The 17,019-nt window shown below is 71.5% G+C and carries 15 protein-coding genes; 7 read left to right on the top strand and 8 right to left on the bottom strand.

The window, feature by feature from the left end:
• The first annotated feature begins 365 nt into the window (after positions 1-365).
• A complete protein-coding gene (locus tag BKD26_RS10580; protein ID WP_084897578.1) occupies positions 366-1,313 on the top strand; it encodes an AfsR/SARP family transcriptional regulator in 948 nt (315 codons plus the stop codon).
• 79 nt (positions 1,314-1,392) lie between these two features.
• Here BKD26_RS10580 and BKD26_RS10575 read toward each other — a convergent pair whose 3' ends face one another.
• From BKD26_RS10575 to BKD26_RS10565, 3 genes are read right to left on the bottom strand one after another with little or no spacing between them, the layout of a single operon-like run.
• Positions 1,393-1,704 (bottom strand): DUF202 domain-containing protein, encoded by a 312-nt coding sequence (locus tag BKD26_RS10575; RefSeq protein ID WP_084897577.1) that lies wholly within the window; start codon positions 1,702-1,704, stop codon positions 1,393-1,395.
• The gene (locus tag BKD26_RS10570; RefSeq protein WP_084897576.1) at positions 1,704-2,096 is read right to left on the bottom strand and encodes a DUF202 domain-containing protein; all 393 of its coding nucleotides are present in this window, start codon (positions 2,094-2,096) and stop codon (positions 1,704-1,706) included. The genes BKD26_RS10575 and BKD26_RS10570 overlap by 1 nt, the downstream gene beginning before the upstream one ends.
• The gene (locus BKD26_RS10565; RefSeq protein WP_084897575.1) at positions 2,093-2,620 is read right to left on the bottom strand and encodes an NUDIX domain-containing protein; all 528 of its coding nucleotides are present in this window, start codon (positions 2,618-2,620) and stop codon (positions 2,093-2,095) included. Before BKD26_RS10565 ends, BKD26_RS10570 begins: the two co-directional genes overlap by 4 nt.
• 86 nt (positions 2,621-2,706) lie before the next feature.
• On the opposite strand from BKD26_RS10565, the gene BKD26_RS10560 reads away from it, so the two are divergent.
• Entirely contained in the window at positions 2,707-4,365 is a 1,659-nt protein-coding gene (locus BKD26_RS10560; RefSeq protein WP_084897574.1) for an FAD-binding dehydrogenase, read from the top strand.
• Positions 4,366-4,497: 132 nt separating this feature from the next.
• Here the strand turns inward: BKD26_RS10560 and BKD26_RS10555 are convergent, their stop codons facing one another.
• Both BKD26_RS10555 and BKD26_RS10550 read right to left on the bottom strand, forming a co-directional pair.
• Positions 4,498-5,895 (bottom strand): gluconate:H+ symporter, encoded by a 1,398-nt coding sequence (locus tag BKD26_RS10555; protein ID WP_084897573.1) that lies wholly within the window; start codon positions 5,893-5,895, stop codon positions 4,498-4,500.
• Between the two features lie 28 nt (positions 5,896-5,923).
• Complete coding sequence (locus BKD26_RS10550; protein ID WP_084897572.1) at positions 5,924-6,433, bottom strand: gluconokinase; 510 nt, start codon at positions 6,431-6,433, stop codon at positions 5,924-5,926.
• 125 nt (positions 6,434-6,558) lie between these two features.
• Here BKD26_RS10550 and BKD26_RS10545 point away from each other — a divergent pair, with 125 nt between their 5' ends.
• The 4 genes from BKD26_RS10545 (at position 6,559) to BKD26_RS10530 (ending at position 10,840) form a co-directional block, all read left to right on the top strand.
• On the top strand, positions 6,559-7,260 hold the full coding sequence (locus BKD26_RS10545) for an FCD domain-containing protein (protein ID WP_084897718.1): 702 nt from the start codon (positions 6,559-6,561) through the stop codon (positions 7,258-7,260).
• 201 nt (positions 7,261-7,461) lie between these two features.
• The gene (locus BKD26_RS10540) at positions 7,462-8,928 is read left to right on the top strand and encodes an amino acid permease (protein ID WP_084897571.1); all 1,467 of its coding nucleotides are present in this window, start codon (positions 7,462-7,464) and stop codon (positions 8,926-8,928) included.
• Positions 8,929-9,125: 197 nt separating this feature from the next.
• A complete protein-coding gene (locus BKD26_RS10535) occupies positions 9,126-10,211 on the top strand; it encodes an S-(hydroxymethyl)mycothiol dehydrogenase (RefSeq protein ID WP_084897570.1) in 1,086 nt (361 codons plus the stop codon).
• Positions 10,211-10,840, top strand: coding sequence for an MBL fold metallo-hydrolase (locus tag BKD26_RS10530; protein WP_084897569.1), 630 nt, complete (start codon positions 10,211-10,213; stop codon positions 10,838-10,840). Before BKD26_RS10535 ends, BKD26_RS10530 begins: the two co-directional genes overlap by 1 nt.
• Here BKD26_RS10530 and BKD26_RS10525 read toward each other — a convergent pair.
• From BKD26_RS10525 to xylB, 3 genes are read right to left on the bottom strand one after another with little or no spacing between them, the layout of a single operon-like run.
• On the bottom strand, positions 10,824-11,753 hold the full coding sequence (locus BKD26_RS10525; RefSeq protein ID WP_084897568.1) for an RluA family pseudouridine synthase: 930 nt from the start codon (positions 11,751-11,753) through the stop codon (positions 10,824-10,826). The two genes, BKD26_RS10530 and BKD26_RS10525, sit on opposite strands and share 17 nt — an antisense overlap.
• Complete coding sequence (gene yicI, locus BKD26_RS10520) at positions 11,750-14,017, bottom strand: alpha-xylosidase (RefSeq protein ID WP_084897567.1); 2,268 nt, start codon at positions 14,015-14,017, stop codon at positions 11,750-11,752. The genes BKD26_RS10525 and yicI overlap by 4 nt, the downstream gene beginning before the upstream one ends.
• Entirely contained in the window at positions 14,014-15,453 is a 1,440-nt protein-coding gene (gene xylB, locus BKD26_RS10515; protein WP_084897566.1) for a xylulokinase, read from the bottom strand. Before xylB ends, yicI begins: the two co-directional genes overlap by 4 nt.
• Before the next feature lie 85 nt (positions 15,454-15,538).
• Here xylB and xylA point away from each other — a divergent pair, with 85 nt between their 5' ends.
• The gene (gene xylA / locus BKD26_RS10510) at positions 15,539-16,708 is read left to right on the top strand and encodes a xylose isomerase (RefSeq protein ID WP_084897565.1); all 1,170 of its coding nucleotides are present in this window, start codon (positions 15,539-15,541) and stop codon (positions 16,706-16,708) included.
• Positions 16,709-17,019: the final 311 nt, after the last annotated feature.

Genomic DNA, 17,019 nt, shown 5'->3' with positions numbered 1-17,019 from the left:
GGAAGACCTCGGCGATCGCCGAGCGGTGCACCATGGCCCGGGGAACCGTGCTGTCGTAGCGGAGAGCGGTACGGATCTGATCCTGCTGAGCTGGGCCGGTCATCGTTTCTCCAAGCAAGAGAGCGGGTACCGCATCACCTTGGGGGAGAGGGCTGGACCAGTCGCTGGTCAAGGCGCTGGAAGAAGCGCTGAATGCCGTCCCGGGAGCCGTCCGTGAGCGTCCGTGAGCCGGCCATGATCAGGCCCTGACCCGTCCCGCGCCGTGCCGGACGGCGCCGCATGACCCTCTGGCATGTGACGTCAAAATGTGACGCCGTGTGACGCACACCTCACTTGTTGGTGCGGCGTGAGGGAACCAGCCAGTAATGTCTAGCCTTGCCCGTGATCATATTCATGGGGGAAACATGTCAGGTGTGCTCTTGCGTGAACGCGGCATGAGGGGCGAGGAAGACCCGCCGAAACTGCGCTTCCGCCTTTTGGGTCCGCTCCAGGTCACCCGGGGTCCGGAAACCCTCGAACTCGGACCGCCCAAGCAACGGGCCCTGCTGGCAGTGCTGTTGCTCCGGCCGGATATGGAAACCGGAGTGGACCAGCTGACCGAGGCGCTGTGGGGCATGGATTACCCCGCATACGCGAAGAATCTTATCCAGAAGTCCGTCTCGGGCCTGCGCGGTCTGCTCGCGGCCGATGGCCACGACGGTGACGGCGTCCGCCTGGAGTGGTCGGGCGGTGGATACCGGCTGGACACCGGGGACGCCGATGTGGATCTCTATACGTACGAACGGCTGGCGTCCGCCGGCATCGCCGCGGCGCGCGACGGCGAGATCCTGAAGGCGGCACGGCTGCTGGAGGAAGCGCGCACGATGTCGACGGGACCGCTCGTCGAAGGACTCGACGGGCCCATGCTGGAGCGGGAGCGCCTCTACCGCCAGGAGCGCTTCCTCGCCGACATGGAGGTGCGCGCCGAACTGGAACTGGAGCTCGGCAGACACCGCAACGCGGTGCCGTACCTGTACTACGCGGTGCACAAGTACCCGCTGCGGGAACGCTTCGTGTGGCTGCTGATGCTCGCGCTCTACCGGTCGGACCGCGGCAACGAGGCCCTCACGGTGTACGCGGACCACCGCGGCCGGGTGGTCGAGGAACTGGGCGCCGAACCGGGCCCGTCCCTGCGCGCGCTCCACGCCCAGTTGCTGCTCCAGGACCCGCAGCTGATGGCGCTCTCCGCGCTGCGGCAGGACAGCGGGGCGGCAGAGGACGTGCCCATGCCGTTCCCGGTCTCGCCGCTCGCGCGTCGCGGCCCGTTCGGGTGACGCACCACCGGGCACCCCGGCGGGAGGGCGGTCACCTCATGCCGTCCATCACCCGCGCGATCAGGCACGCCGCAGGCGGTCACACCACCACGCCCACGGCGAACGCGGCCAGCGCCACCGTGCAGGCCGCCGCCACGACCGCCCCGCGCGGCGTCATCGGCGCCGGACGGGCCGCGCCCAGCGTCCGCATCCGCCGGTGGGCCACGCCCAGGAACGCCAGCCACACCAGCAGCGACAGCCCCGTGCCCACCAGCCCGGCCGCCGTGACCCCGTCGTGCACGGCCTGCTTGGCGGCGAGCAGCGCGGCGACGGTCGCCGACAGCGTCGTACGCCGCCACGCCAGCCGCGTCCGCTCCGGCTGGAGCCCCGGATCGCGGGCGTCGGCGCTCATCAGCCGCGCCAGCCGAAGAGGACGACCACCACCATCGCGCCGGCGACCAGGCCCACGGCCAGGCTCAGCAGCGTCGGGAAGCGGCTGACGGGCAGGTCCTCGTCACGCCGCATGGCGCGCTCGCAGCGCGCCCAGTGGTTCACCGCCCGCAGCGCGCACAGCGCCCCGGCGGCGAGCAGCGCGAGCGCCATCCCGACCCGGACGCCCCACCGCAGATCGGGCAGGAACTGGTCCACCGCGAACCCGCCGCCGACCAGCGCCAGCGCGGTACGGATCCAGGCCAGGAACGTACGCTCATTGGCGAGGGAGAACCGGTAGTCGGGCGTGTCGCCCTCTTCCCGGATCCGCTGCGGCGCCAACCACAGCCGCAGACCCCGCACGAATTCGCTCACATGATCAGCCTACCGGCGCGGTGCTCGCGCAGCCTTTCGTACGCCGCCAGCCCGTCCGGCACCCACTCCCACTCGCCGAGGCGCGCCTGAAGCTCCCGCTCGGTCACGAACCCGTGCCAGGCGACCTCCTCCACCTGCGGGTCCACCGGCAGGGTGCACCGCACCTCGTACACGGCCGACCACCACGACCCGCGCCCGCCGCCGTCCTCGTACAGGAACTTCAGCAGCGGCGTGGGCCGCGGCAGCCCGTGTACGCCCAGCTCCTCCTCCGCCTCCCGCAGCGCCGCCGCGTCGTAGCTCTCGCCCGCGCCGACGACACCGCCCACGAACATGTCGTACAGGGACGGGAAGACCAGCTTCGTCGCCGTGCGGCGGTGGACGAACACCCGGTCCTCGGCGTCCCGCGCGAGGACGAACACACAGCGGTGGCGCAGGCCCCGCGCGTACACCTCGCCGCGCGGCAGCCGCCCCACCACCTCGTCGTGCTCGTCGACGACGTCCAGGATCTCGTCAGCAGGGGTCATGCCGCCATGAAACCACCGCACGACGGTTGACGAGTTACTGCCGCGTACGGAAGATCGGAACACCCGGCCGACAAGGATGAGGACCCATGGCGTACGACGCTGATGTGATCGTGATCGGGGCGGGCCTCGCCGGCCTGGTCGCCACCGCCGAACTGGTCGACGCGGGGCGCAGCGTCATCCTCCTCGACCAGGAGCCCGAGCAGTCCATCGGCGGCCAGGCGCACTGGTCCTTCGGCGGCCTGTTCTTCGTCGACTCGCCCGAGCAGCGCCGCATGCGCATCCGCGACAGCCACGCCCTCGCCCTCCAGGACTGGCACGGCACGGCCGGCTTCGACCGCCCCGAGGACCACTGGCCGCGCCAATGGGCCGAGGCGTACGTCGACTTCGCGGCCGGCGAGAAGCGGGCCTGGCTGCACCGGCAGGGCGTCCGCTTCTTCCCGGTCGTCGGGTGGGCCGAGCGCGGCGGCTACGACGCCACCGGGCACGGCAACTCGGTGCCGCGGTTCCACATCACCTGGGGCACCGGCCCCGGCCTGGTCGCCCCCTTCGAGCGGCGCGTGCGCGCAGGCGTCGCCAGGGGCCTCGTACGCCCGCGGTTCCGGCACCGCGTCACCGGCCTCGGCCGCACCGCGGGCGCCGTCGACACCGTCAGCGGCGAGATCCTGGAGCCGTCGGACGCCGAGCGCGGCACGGCCAGCAGCCGGCAGGTCACCGGGGCGTTCGAGTACCGGGCGCAGGCCGTGATCGTCACCTCAGGCGGCATCGGCGGCAACCACGACCTCGTACGCGCCCAGTGGCCCGACCGGCTCGGCACCCCGCCCGAGAAGCTGCTCTCCGGCGTGCCCGCCCACGTCGACGGCCTGATGCTCGGCATCGCCGAGGCGGCCGGCGCCCACCACATCAACCGCGACCGGATGTGGCACTACACCGAGGGCATCGAGAACTGGAACCCCATCTGGGCCCGGCACGGCATCCGCATCCTGCCCGGCCCGTCCTCCCTCTGGCTCGACGCGCGCGGCCGCCGGCTCCCCGTCCCGCTCTTCCCCGGCTTCGACACCCTCGGCACCCTCGAACACATCATGAAGTCCGGGCACGGCTACACCTGGTTCGTCCTCAACCAGCGCATCATCGGCAAGGAGTTCACCCTCTCCGGCTCCGAACAGAACCCCGACCTCACCGGCAAGTCGGTCCGCGGCGTCCTCGACCGCGCCCGCGCCGACGTCCCCGGCCCGGTCAAGGCGTTCATGGACCACGGCGCCGACTTCGTCATCGAGAGGGACCTGCCGGCGCTGGTGCGCGGCATGAACGCGCTCACCAAGGAAGCGCTCATCGACGAGGCCGCGTTGCGCCGCGAAATCACCGCCCGCGACCGGGAGATCGCCAACCCCTTCACCAAGGACCTCCAGGTCACGGCGATCCACGGCGCCCGCAAATACCTCGGCGACAAGCTGATCCGTACGGTCACCCCGCACCGCATCCTCGACCCCAAGGCCGGTCCGCTGATCGCCGTACGCCTGAACATCCTCACCCGCAAGTCGCTCGGCGGCCTCGAAACCGACCTCTCCTCCCGCGTCCTGACCGCCGACGGCACCCCCCTGCCCGGCGTGTACGCGGCGGGCGAGGCCGCCGGTTTCGGTGGCGGCGGCGTCCACGGCTACCGCTCCCTGGAGGGCACCTTCCTCGGCGGCTGCCTCTTCTCCGGCCGCGCGGCGGGCCGTGCGGCAGCGAAGGCGACCGGCTCCTAGGCGCCGGTTTCGGGACCGGATCCTGAGCGGCCGTTCCGGGACTGGACCTCAGGCGCCGTTTTCCGGCACCGGGCCATCGTCCGGGGCGAGTTGGACGCCCGTCATGCCGGACACCTCGTAGCGCGGGCCGTCCTACAGCACCAGGGACAGCAGCAGCACGAACACGATCCCGACGACCGAGATGATTGTCTCCATCACCGACCAGGTTTTGATCGTCTGGCCGACGTTCATACCGAAGTACTCCTTCACCAGCCAGAACCCGGCGTCGTTGACATGGCTGAAGAAGAGCGAACCCGCGCCGATCGCCAGCACCAGCAGCGCCGCGTGCGAGGTCGACATGTCGGCCGCCAGCGGCGCGACCAGTCCGGCCGCCGAGATGGTGGCGACGGTCGCCGAGCCGGTCGCCAGCCGGATCGCCACCGCGATCAGCCAGGCCAGCAGCAGCGCGGGGATCGACCAGTCCTCGGAGAAGTCCAGGATCATCTGGCCCACGCCCACGTCGATCAGGGTCTGCTTGAAACCGCCGCCGGCGCCGACGATCAGCAGCACGCCCGCGATCGGGGCGAGCGACGTCTCGACGGTCGAGGAGATCCGCTCCTTGGTGAAGCCGGCCGCCCGGCCCAGCGTGAAGATGCCCACGAGGACCGCCGCGAGCAGCGCGATCAGCGGCGAGCCGATGACGTCGGTGACCCGCTGGACGTGGTTCTCCGGGTCGTCGACGACGATGTCCACCAGCGCCTTGACCAGCATCAGCACCACGGGCAGCAGCACGGTCGCCACGGTGGCGCCGAAGCCCGGCCGCCGCTCCAGGTCGTCCGACGTCCGCTGGGGGATCATCCGCTCGGGCGCCGGGACGTCCACCCACCGCGCCGCGTACCGCGAGAACAGCGGGCCGGCGATGATCACCGTCGGGATGGCCACCAGGATGCCCAGCGCCAGCGTCACGCCCAGGTTCGCTCCGACCGCGTCGATGGCGACGAGCGGGCCGGGGTGCGGCGGGATCAGGCCGTGCATCACGGACAGACCGGCCAGCGCCGGCACACCGATCCGCATCAGCGAGTAGTTGCCGCGCTTGGCGACCAGCAGCACCACCGGGATCAGCAGCACGATGCCGACCTCGAAGAACAGCGGAAGCCCGATGACCGAGGCGATCAGCACCATCGCCCACGGCATGGCGCGCCCGCCCGCCTTCGCCAGGATCGTGTCGACGATCTGGTCCGCGCCGCCCGAGTCGGCGAGCAGCTTGCCGAGGATCGCGCCGAGGGCGATGAGCACGCCGACGCCCGAGACGGTCGAGCCGAGGCCCTTGGTGAACGACGTGATGGTCGCGTCGAGCGGGGCGCCGGCGAAGGCGCCGAGCCCGAGCGAGCCTATGGTCAGGGCCAGGAAGGCATGGAGCTTGAACCTGGTGATGAGCAGGACGATGACGGCGATGCCCGCCAGGACGGCGATGCCCAGCTGGGCGTTGCCGGCCGAGGTGATCGGCTCGGTGGCGTCCGCTGCCAGCATCTCGACGTTGAGACTGGTCACAGGGGGAGTCCTCGGGGTCGGGTGGGGGTCAGGAAGCGAGCCGGCGCAGTGCGGCGACGGCCCGGTCGGTGATGTCCTCGGGAGAGCCGGAGACGTCGACGGCCACACCGGCCTCGTCGTCCGCGAGCGGCTGGAGGGTCGCGAACTGCGAGTCCAGCAGCGCGGTGGGCATGAAGTGCCCCGTGCGCGCGGCCATCCGCTCCTCGATCAGCGTCCGGTCGCCGGTCAGGTGCAGGAAGACGACGCCGGGCGCGGCCGCCCGCAGCCGGTCGCGGTAGGCGCGCTTGAGCGCCGAGCTGCTCACCACACCGCCGAGGCCCGCCCGACCGTCGGCCCACTGCCCGATGGCGTCGAGCCAGGGCCAACGGTCGTCGTCGTCCAGCGGGACGCCGGCCGACATCTTGGCGATGTTCGCCTCGGGGTGGAAGTCGTCACCCTCGGCGTAGGGAACGCCGAGGCGCTCGGCGACCAGCGGACCGATGGTGGTCTTGCCGGTGCCCGCCACGCCCATCACGACGACGACTGGGGGTTGCTGCATGGGTGGTGCCTCGCTGTCTTCCGCGACATCGACTCCGTCGCCGCACACTGAAGCCCATGAGGTACGACGTATTCAAGAGCTGTGACATAAAAGTCATACTTTTCAGTGGCGGTTACGCTATGCACATGACGACGCAGGCCCAGGGACTCCATACGCATGTGCTGGACACCCTGGGCCTTGCCATCACCGCGGGGGAGTACCCGCCGGGCAGCGTGCTGCGCACCGACGAGCTCGCCCAGCGCTTCGAGGTGTCACGCACCGTCGTCCGCGAGGTCGTCCGCGTCCTGGAGTCGATGCGCCTGGTGGAGTCGCGCCGCCGCGTCGGCGTGACCGTGCGCGCCACCGAGCAGTGGAACGTCTACGACCCGCGCGTCATCCGCTGGCGGCTGGCCGGCACCGACCGCCCCCGCCAGCTCCGCTCGCTGACCGTGCTGCGTTCGGCCGTCGAACCGGTCGCCGCCGGCCTCGCCGCCACCCACGCCACACCCGAGCAGTGCCGGGAGCTCACCGAGCAGGCCCTCGGCATGGTCGCCACCTCGCGCGGCAGGCAGCTGGAGGCGTACCTCGTCCACGACATCGCCTTCCACCGCGTCGTCCTCAACGCCTCCGGCAACGAGATGTTCGCCCGCCTCGGAGACGTCGTCGCGGAGGTCCTCACCGGCCGCACCCACCACCATGTGATGTTCGAGGACCCCGACCCGGCCGCCGTCACCCTCCACGTCCAGGTCGCCGAAGCCGTACGGGCACGGGACGCGGTCCGGGCCGAGGAACTCACCCGGGAGATCGCGACGGGGGCTCTGCGCGAGCTGGACGTCCTCGCGCCGTAGCGCCACCCCTTAAGCTGCTCAATGCTGATTAACCAGCCGGTAACCTCAAAAACATCTCAGATCAGCCCGTACGTGACATAGGCCACAGCCAAAACGGCAGCGTAGCCGGGACTATGTGCCCTGGCCTTCTGCCACGGTGACCACCTTCATCACCGGCGTACGGGCTGAAACCGCACAACCCCTCACAAAGGCGACTTCCAGATGAGTGACCGCACCATGCCTGCGGCCGACACCCTGAGCCCGGGTTCCCCGGCGGCGACGGGCGCCCCCCACATCGACGCCGGTGACGCCGGTTACAGCAAGGACCTCAAGTCCCGCCACGTCAACATGATCGCCATCGGCGGCGCGATCGGCACCGGCCTCTTCCTCGGTGCCGGTGGCCGGCTGGCGGGTGCGGGCCCCTCCCTCGCGATCGCGTACGCCGTCTGCGGTGTCTTCGCCTTCTTCGTCGTCCGGGCCCTCGGTGAGCTGGTGCTCTACCGCCCGTCCTCCGGCGCCTTCGTCTCCTACGCCCGTGAGTTCATGGGCGAGAAGGGCGCCTACACGGCCGGCTGGCTCTACTTCCTCAACTGGTCGACCACCGCCGTCGCCGACATCACGGCGGCCGCGACGTACGCCCACTTCTGGGCCATGTTCAGCGACATCCCGCAGTGGGTCCTCGCCCTGATCGCCCTCGCCGTCGTCCTCACCGCGAACCTGATCTCGGTGAAGTACTTCGGTGAGATGGAGTTCTGGTTCGCGATCATCAAGGTCGCCGCGCTCGTGATCTTCATGTGCGTCGGTATCTTCCTCGTCGCCACCCAGCACGAGGTCGGCGGCCACACCCCGGGCCTCACCACCGTCACCGACAACGGCGGCATGTTCCCGCTCGGCATGCTCCCCATGCTGATGGTCGTCCAGGGCGTCGTCTTCGCGTACGCCTCCGTCGAACTGGTCGGCGTCGCCGCCGGTGAGACCAAGAACCCCGAGAAGATCATGCCGAAGGCGATCAACTCGATCATGTGGCGCGTGGGTCTGTTCTACGTCGGTTCGGTCGTCCTGCTCTCGCTGCTGCTGCCGTACACCTCGTTCTCCGGCGACCAGAGCCCCTTCGTCACCGTCTTCGACAAGCTCGGCATCCCGGGCACGTCCGACATCATGAACCTGGTCGTCCTCACCGCCGCCCTGTCCAGCCTGAACTCCGGCCTGTACTCCACCGGCCGCATCCTGCGCTCGATGGCGATGGCAGGCTCCGCGCCCAAGTTCACCGCCCGTATGAACAAGGGCCAGGTCCCCTACGGCGGCATCCTCCTCACCGCCGCCTTCGGCGTGCTGGGCGTCGGCCTGAACTACGTCATGCCCGGCGAGGCCTTCGAGATCGTGCTGAACCTCGCCTCCATCGGCATCCTCGGCACCTGGGGCATGATCATGCTCTGCTCGCTGCTGTTCTGGTCGCGCTCCAAGGACGGCAGGGTCACCCGGCCCTCCTACCGGCTGCCCTGGGCCCCGTACACGCAGATCGTGACGCTGGTCTTCCTCGCCTCGGTCCTGTTCCTGATGTGGTGGGGCGGCGGCGTCGGCCGGACCACGGTCAACTGCCTGCCCCTGATCGCGGCCCTGCTCGTCGGCGGCTGGTTCGCCGTCCGCAAGCGGGTGGGCGCGCTGGCGGCCTCGCAGCCGCAGGACTGACGCCCCCGCGCGTACGTGGGACGAGCCCCTGCCGGACACCCGTCCGGCGGGGGCTCTCCGCATACCGGCACACGCGGCCGCCGAACCGGCGGACCTCGTACCCCAGTAGTCACCCCATCCGGCTGGAATATGCCCCCGTTGTGTCGCCGCGACGGCGATAGTGGTCCTGGACACCAGCACGAGGAAGGGAAGCCGCGATGGCGCAGCAGGTCAGAGGGGTCGTTGCCCCCGGGAGGAACGAGCCCGTGCGGGTGGAGACGATCGTGGTCCCGGACCCCGGCCCCGGTGAAGCCGTCGTGCGGATCCAGGCGTGCGGGGTGTGCCACACGGACCTGCACTACAAACAGGGAGGCATCAACGACGACTTCCCGTTCCTCCTCGGCCACGAGGCCGCGGGCGTCGTCGAGTCCGTCGGCGAGGGCGTCACCGACGTCACGCCCGGCGACTTCGTGATCCTCAACTGGCGCGCCGTGTGCGGGAAATGCCGGGCGTGCCGGCGCGGAAAAGCCTGGTACTGCTTCGACACGCACAACGCCCGCCAGAAGATGACCCTCCTCGACGGCACCGAACTCTCGCCCGCGCTCGGCATCGGGGCGTTCGCCGAGAAGACGCTGGTCGCCGCCGGCCAGTGCACCAAGGTCGACCCGTCCGTGGCTCCCGCCGTCGCCGGTCTGCTCGGCTGCGGCGTGATGGCCGGCATCGGCGCGGCGATCAATACCGGCCAGGTCGGCCGCGGCGACTCGGTCGCCGTCATCGGCTGCGGCGGCGTCGGCGACGCGGCGATCGTGGGCTCCCGCCTCGCGGGCGCCGCGCGCATCATCGCCGTCGACATCGACGACCGGAAGCTGGCCACCGCCCGGTCGATGGGCGCCACCCACACCGTCAACTCCCGTACCACCGACCCCGTCGAGGCGATCCGGGACCTCACCGACGGGTTCGGCGCCGACGTCGTCATCGAGGCGGTCGGCCGCCCCGAGACGTACCGGCAGGCGTTCTACGCCCGCGACCTCGCCGGCACGGTCGTCCTCGTCGGCGTACCGACCCCCGAGATGACGCTGGAGCTCCCGCTGCTCGACGTCTTCGGGCGCGGCGGAGCGCTCAAGTCGTCCTGGTACGGCGACTGCCTGCCGTCCCGCGACTTCCCCATGCTCGTCGACCTGCACCAGCAGGGCCGCATCGACCTCGGGGCCTTCGTCACCGAGACGATCGGCCTCGGCGACGTCGAGAAGGCGTTCGCCCGGATGCACGAGGGTGACGTCCTGCGTTCGGTGGTGGTCTTCTGATGACCGCGCGCATCGAGCACCTCGTCACCTCCGGCACGTTCTCGCTGGACGGCGGCACCTGGGACGTCGACAACAACGTGTGGATCGTCGGGGACGGCGCGGAAGCGGTCGTCATCGACGCCGCGCACGACGCCGAGGCCATCCTCGTCGCCCTCGACGGCCGTACGCTGCGGGCCATCGTCTGCACGCACGCCCACAACGACCACATCGACGCCGCACCCGCCCTCGCCGCCGCCACCGGCGCCCGCATCCTGCTCCACCCCGACGACCTGCCGCTGTGGAAGCAGACCCACCCCGACAACCATCCGGACGGTGAGCTCGCCGACGGGCAGGTCCTCACCATCGCGGGCACCGACCTCACCGTCCTGCACACCCCGGGCCACGCGCCCGGCGCGGTCTGCCTGTACGCACCCGACCTGGGCACCGTCTTCACCGGCGACACCCTCTTCGCCGGCGGCCCGGGTGCCACCGGCCGGTCCTTCTCCCACTTCCCCACGATCATCGACTCGATCCGCGACCGGCTGCTCACCCTGCCGCCGGACACCATCGTCCGTACGGGACACGGCGACAGCACCACGATCGGCGCCGAGGCCCCGCACCTGGAGGACTGGATCAACCGAGGCCACTGAGCGTCAGCCGGCTCACGAACCGCCGGGGCGTGCCGTCGACCGGGTCGGAGAACTCCAGCGTCCGCGCCAGCAGTTGGAGCGGACGCGTGTAGTCCTCCGGCCCGTCCTCCCGTACGACCGGATACAGCGGGTCGTGCAGGATCGGCACGCCCAGGCGGGCCATGTGGACCCGGAGCTGGTGGGTCTGGCCGGTCGCCGGCACCAGCCGGTACCGGCCGAGCCCGCCCCGGTGCTCCAGCAGCTCGATACGGCTCTCGCTGTTCGGCTCGCCCGGCTCCTCACGCGCCGCCAGCACCCCCCGCTCCTTCACGATCCGGCTGCGTACGGTCACGGGCAGATCCAGCGAGGAGTCGTACGCGGCCACCGCCTCGTACTCCTTGCGCACCCGCCGGTCCCGGAACAGCGTCTGGTACGCACCCCGGTCCTCCGCCCGTACGACGAACAGCGCGAGCCCCGCCGTCAGCCGGTCCAGCCGGTGCGCCGGCTGCAACTCCGGCAGCCCCAGGTCGCGCCGCAGCCGCGCCAGCGCCGTCTCCGTGACGTGCCGCCCGCGCGGCGTCGTCGCCAGGAAGTGCGGCTTGTCGGCGACCACGATCCGCTCGTCCCGGTGGACGATCCCCACCTCGAACGGCACCCGCTCCTCGGCCGGAAAGTCCCGGTGGAACCACACGTACCGCCCCGGCGTGTACGGCTCCGCCGCGCCGACCGGCCGCCCGTCCGCCCCGACGAACCGCCCCTCCGCCAGCATCGCGTCCACCCGCTCGGCGCCGATGGCCGCCGCGTACCGCCCCAGCAGATGGTCCCGGACGGATCCCCACGCCCCGTCCGGGTCGGCGGGCAGCCGCAGCCGCACCGGGTCGATTCCGGCGCGTTGCGGCAACGGGGCCGCCGGGGCCTTGGTTCTGCGTCTCACCGCCCCACGGTAAGCGGTACGGTCACCTCGCCGGTGCCCCGGGCGGACCCGACGCCGACCACCCGCACCCGGAACGGCCGGTCCGTCCCGCTCGCCGACACCCGCAGCGCCGACCCCTCCCGTACGACCGTGTACGTCGCCGCCGGCGCCCCGCCGTGATCCGGCACCGTCACCGGCCCGTGGCCCCGCCCCGGCGTGACCAGCAGTGTCAGGCCCTCCAGCCAGTCGCCGTCCGGCCGCTGATCGTCCGCGCCGAGCGGCAGCACGGCGCCCGGCCGTACGTACAGCGGCAGGCTGTCGAACCCGTGGCGCTCGCGCCGCCAGCCCGGCCCGGTCACCGTCTCGCCCGTCAGCAGGTGGGTCCACACGCCCTCCGGCACGTAGAACTCCACCTTCCCCTCCGCCGTGAACACCGGGGCCACCAGTACGTCCGGGCCGAGCATGTACTGCCGGTCCAGCGTCCGGCACGCCGGGTCGTCCGGGAACTCCAGCAGCATGGGCCGCATCAGCGGCGTCCCGCTCCGGTGCGCCTCGACGGCCGCCCCGTACAGGTACGGCATCAGGCGGTGCTTCAGCTCGGTGAACTGGCGCGCCACCTCCACCGCCTCGTCGCCGAACTCCCATGGCACCCGGTACGACATGTTGCCGTGCAGCCTGCTGTGCGACGACAGGAGCCCGAAGGCCAGCCACCGCTTGAACACCTCCGGGTCGGGCGTCCCCTCGAAGCCCCCGATGTCATGGCTCCAGAAGCCGAACCCGGACAAGGACAGCGACAGTCCGCCGCGCAGCGACTCCGCCATGGCCTCGAACGAGGCGAAACAGTCCCCGCCCCAGTGCACCGGGAACTGCTGCCCGCCCGCCGTCGCCGACCGCGCGAACAGCACCGCCTCCCCGGCGCCCCGCTCCTCCTCCAGCAGCTCGAAGACGCACGCGTTGTACATCTGCGCGTAATAGTTGTGCATCCGCTCCGGGTCGGAGCCGTCGTGCCACACCACATCCGTCGGGACGCGCTCGCCGAAGTCCGTCTTGAAACAGTCCACGCCCTGGTCGAGCAGCGTCTTCAGCTTCGACCGGAACCAGGCACAGGCATCGGGGTTCGTGAAGTCGACCAGCGCCATCCCGGCCTGCCACAGGTCCCACTGCCAGATGTCGCCGTTGGGCCTGCGCACCAGATAGCCGTGGCGCGCCCCCTCCTCGAACAGCGCCGACTTCTGCGCGATGTACGGGTTGATCCACATGCTGATCCGCAGACCCCGCTCCTTGAGGCGCGCCAGCATTCCCTCCGGATCCGGAAAGGTATCCGGATCCCACCGGAAGTCCGACCACTGGTACTCGCGCATCCAGAAGCAGTCGAAGTGGAACACCGACAGCGGGATGTTCCGCTCCGCCATGCCGTCGACGAACGCGGTCACCGTCTCCTCGTCGTACGGCGTGCAGAACGACGTCGTCAGCCACAGCCCGAAGGACCAGGCCGGCGGCAGCGCGGGCCGCCCGGTCAGCGCCGTGTAGCGGGCGAGGACCTCCTTGGGCGTCGGCCCGGCCACGACGTAGTACTCCAGCAACTGGTCCTCGACGCTGAACTGCACCTGTCCGACCGACTCCGAGCCGATCTCGTACGACACCTTGCCCGGGTGGTTGACGAAGACGCCGTAGCCGCGCGAGGAGAGGTGGAAGGGGACGTTCTTGTACGCCTGCTCGCTGCTGGTGCCGCCGTCCGCCTGCCAGATGTCGACGCTCTGCCCGTTCTTCACGTACGGCGTGAACCGCTCGCCCAGCCCGTACACGTACTCGCCGACGCCCAGCGAGAGCTGCGCCACCATGTGGTGCGCGCCGTCCGCCGTCGTGGCGAACGCCGTCCCCTTGGCCTCGACGCCGGTCAGCCGCCGCCCGTCCGCGTCCAGGAACGTCAGCCCCCAGGGCCCCTCCCGGTCCAGTCGGACGGTCAGCGGCCCGCTCGTCAGTTCGGTGACCGAGCCGTCGCGCCGGGTCTTCGCCGCGTGGAGGCCGCTCCGGAGGGCGAAGTCCGGGCCACGGTGCGCCTTCCCGGCGTGGTGGGTGGTGCGGACCCCGATGACGCCCTCGGCGGGGGAGAAGCACTCCACCGTGATCAGCGGCGAGTTGAGGGTGTGGCCGCGGTGCTCCACGTGCCTGACCGCCGCGTACGCGGTGACGTGGTCGTCGCTGACGTGCAGATCGCGTACCTCGGTGGCGTACGAGGCATGGACGCCGTCACGCATGAGCCAGAAGCCGTCGGTGAACTTCATCGGGTTCCCAGGGAGCTGAGGGCGGGCAGGGCGGCGGCGATCCGGTCCCAGGTGGCCCGGTCCCGTTCGACGGGAGGCAGCGTCTCATCCTCGCCGCTGTCCCAGGTGGCCGCGACGCCCACCGGGTCCTCGCCGGTCGCGGCGCCCGCGGCCAGGGCGGCGGCGCCGAGGGCGACGAGTTCGGCGGTACTGGGCAGCACGACGGGCCGCCCGGACAGGCGGCGTACGGTCTCGACCCACGTGCGCCCCCGGGCGCCGCCGCCGATCAGCCGGAGAGGTGCCGTCGGGTCGGCGCCGGGCAGCGCCTCCAGGGCCCGCAGAACGGTGAACGCGGCACCCTCGTAGGCGGCCCCGAGGAGCTGCTGCCGCGTGGTGGCGTGCCGGAGCCCGGTGAGCAGACCGGAGGCGCCCGGCAGGTCGGGGGTGCGCTCGCCGTCGAGGTACGGCAGGAGGACGGCCTCGCCGCCGGGCGCGGCGTCCTCGCGGTCCAGGCCCAGCAGCGCGGCCACCTTGTCCACGGCGAGCGTGCAGTTCAGGGTGCAGCCGAGGGGCAGGTACGTGCCGTCGGTGGCCGCGAAGCCGGCGAGCGCCGCCGTGGCGGGCCGGGTGCGGGTGGCGGCGAACACGGTGCCCGAGGTGCCCAGGGAGACCACCGGGTGGTCCAGCAGGCCCCGGCCGCCCAGCCCGAGTCCCACGGCGGCGGCCATGTTGTCCCCTGTGCCCGCGGCGACGGCGATGCCTTCCGGCAGGCCCAGCTCCTTCGCCGCCGTGGCGGTCAGCGAGCCGGTACGGGTGGCGCCGGTCGGGGCGACGGGCGGGAGGAGGGCCGGGTCCAGGCCGAGGAGGTCGAGCAGTTCGGGGTCGTACGCGCCCGTCGCGGTGTTGTACCAGCAGGTGCCCGACGCGTCGCCCGGGTCGGTCGCGGCCGTCCCGCTCAGGCGCTCGGTGAGGAAGTCGTGCGGGAGGCGCACCGCGGTGGCCGCCTCGGCGGTACGCGGCTCGTGCTCGCGCAGCCACTGCCACTTGGTGGCCGTCATCGACGCCACGGGTACGGAACCGGTGCGGGCCAGCCAGCCGTCGGCGCCCAGCTCGGCGGTGAGGGCGGCGGCCTGGGGCGCGGAGCGGGTGTCGTTCCACAGCAGGGCGGGGCGCAGCGGGCGGCCGGCGGCGTCCAGGACGACCAGGCCGTGCTGCTGGCCGGCGACGGCGACGCCGGTGACCGTACGGGCGTCGAAGCCCACGAGCGCCTCGGCGACGGCTTCGGTGAGCGCCCGCCACCACTGCTCCGGGTCGCTCTCGCGCGCCCCGGCCCCGCCGCTGACCGTGTGGGCGGCCCGGCCCATGGCCAGGACCCGCCCGGAGGCGGCGTCCACGACGACCGCCTTGGTGGACTGGGTGGAACTGTCCACGCCGATGACGACCGGGGACGACAGCATCGGTTACCTCTTCCGCTCTCTTGGCGACGGACCGTCCGTAGCGTATTAGTAATGTGAGCAAACAAATAGACCTGGAGGCCGGAACATGTCGGAACGCTTCATCCCCACCCCCGAGGACCGGTTCACGTTCGGGCTGTGGACCGTGGGCTGGCAGGGTGTCGACCCCTTCGGCACCGCGACCCGCCCCGCCCTGGACCCCGTCGAATCGGTCGAGCGCCTGGCCGCCCTCGGCGCGTACGGCGTGACCTTCCACGACGACGACCTGATCCCCTTCGGGTCCTCCGAAGCGGAGCGCGAGGCGCTCGTCAAGCGGTTCCGTGACGCCCTGGACCGCACCGGCATGCAGGTGCCGATGGCCACCACCAACCTCTTCACGCACCCGGTCTTCAAGGACGGCGCCTTCACCGCCAACGACCGCGACGTCCGGCGCTTCGCGCTGCGCAAGACAATCCGCAACATCGACCTGGCCGTCGAGCTCGGCGCGAAGGTGTACGTGGCCTGGGGCGGCCGCGAGGGCGCGGAGTCGGGCGCCGCCAAGGACGTACGGGCCGCCCTCGACCGCATGAAGGAAGCCTTCGACCTCCTGGGCGAGTACGTCACGAGCCAGAACTACGACCTCCGCTTCGCCATCGAGCCCAAGCCCAACGAGCCGCGCGGCGACATCCTCCTCCCCACCATCGGCCACGCCCTCGCCTTCATCGAGCGCCTGGAACGCCCCGGACTCGTCGGCGTCAACCCCGAGGTCGGCCACGAGCAGATGGCCGGCCTCAACTTCCCGCACGGCATCGCCCAGGCCCTGTGGGCGGGCAAGCTCTTCCACATCGACCTCAACGGCCAGTCCGGCATCAAGTACGACCAGGACCTCCGCTTCGGCGCGGGCGACCTCCGCCAGGCGTTCTGGCTGGTCGACCTCCTGGAGAGCGCCGGCTACGACGGCCCGCGCCACTTCGACTTCAAGCCGGTCCGCACCGACGGCTCCGACGGCGTGTGGGAGTCCGCGAAGAACTGCATGCGCAACTACCTGGTCCTCAAGGAGCGCGCCGCCGCCTTCCGCGCCGACCCCGAGGTCCAGGCCGCCCTGACGGCCTCCCGCCTCCCCGACCTGGCCCGCCCCACCGCCGAAGACGGCCTGTCCGCCCTGCTGGCCGACCCCACGGCGTACGAGACCTTCGACGTCACCGCCGCGGCCGAACGCTCCATGTCCTTCGAACGCCTCGACCAACTGGCCCTGGACCACCTCCTCGCCACCCGCTGACCCGCGCCGCCCCGGTGGCGGCCACCCCCGGTGGGTGGGGGGCGGGGCCCCTCCGGGCTCAACTCCTCGAGGCCGGCGGCCTTGGGTACGCCGGAAGGGGAGCCCTTCCGACGCCTCCCCCAAGCTCTCGGCTTCGCTCGAGCAGGGGGACCCCCATCCTCTGCGGGGGCGACCCTGCACGGCCCCGCCCCGGTCGTACGCCCACTGCGGCCCGGTGGGGCGAGGGAGGCTTGGCCGGGGAGCGTGCACACGAGATCGGGCCCGCTGGCTCCGACCACGGCGAGGAGGAGCCGTGCAGGGTCGCCCCCGCA

This window comes from Streptomyces sp. CB03238 (assembly GCF_002099185.1).
Taxonomy (GTDB): Bacteria; Actinomycetota; Actinomycetes; order Streptomycetales; family Streptomycetaceae; genus Streptomyces.
This window is presented reverse-complemented; position numbering and strand designations above follow the sequence as displayed.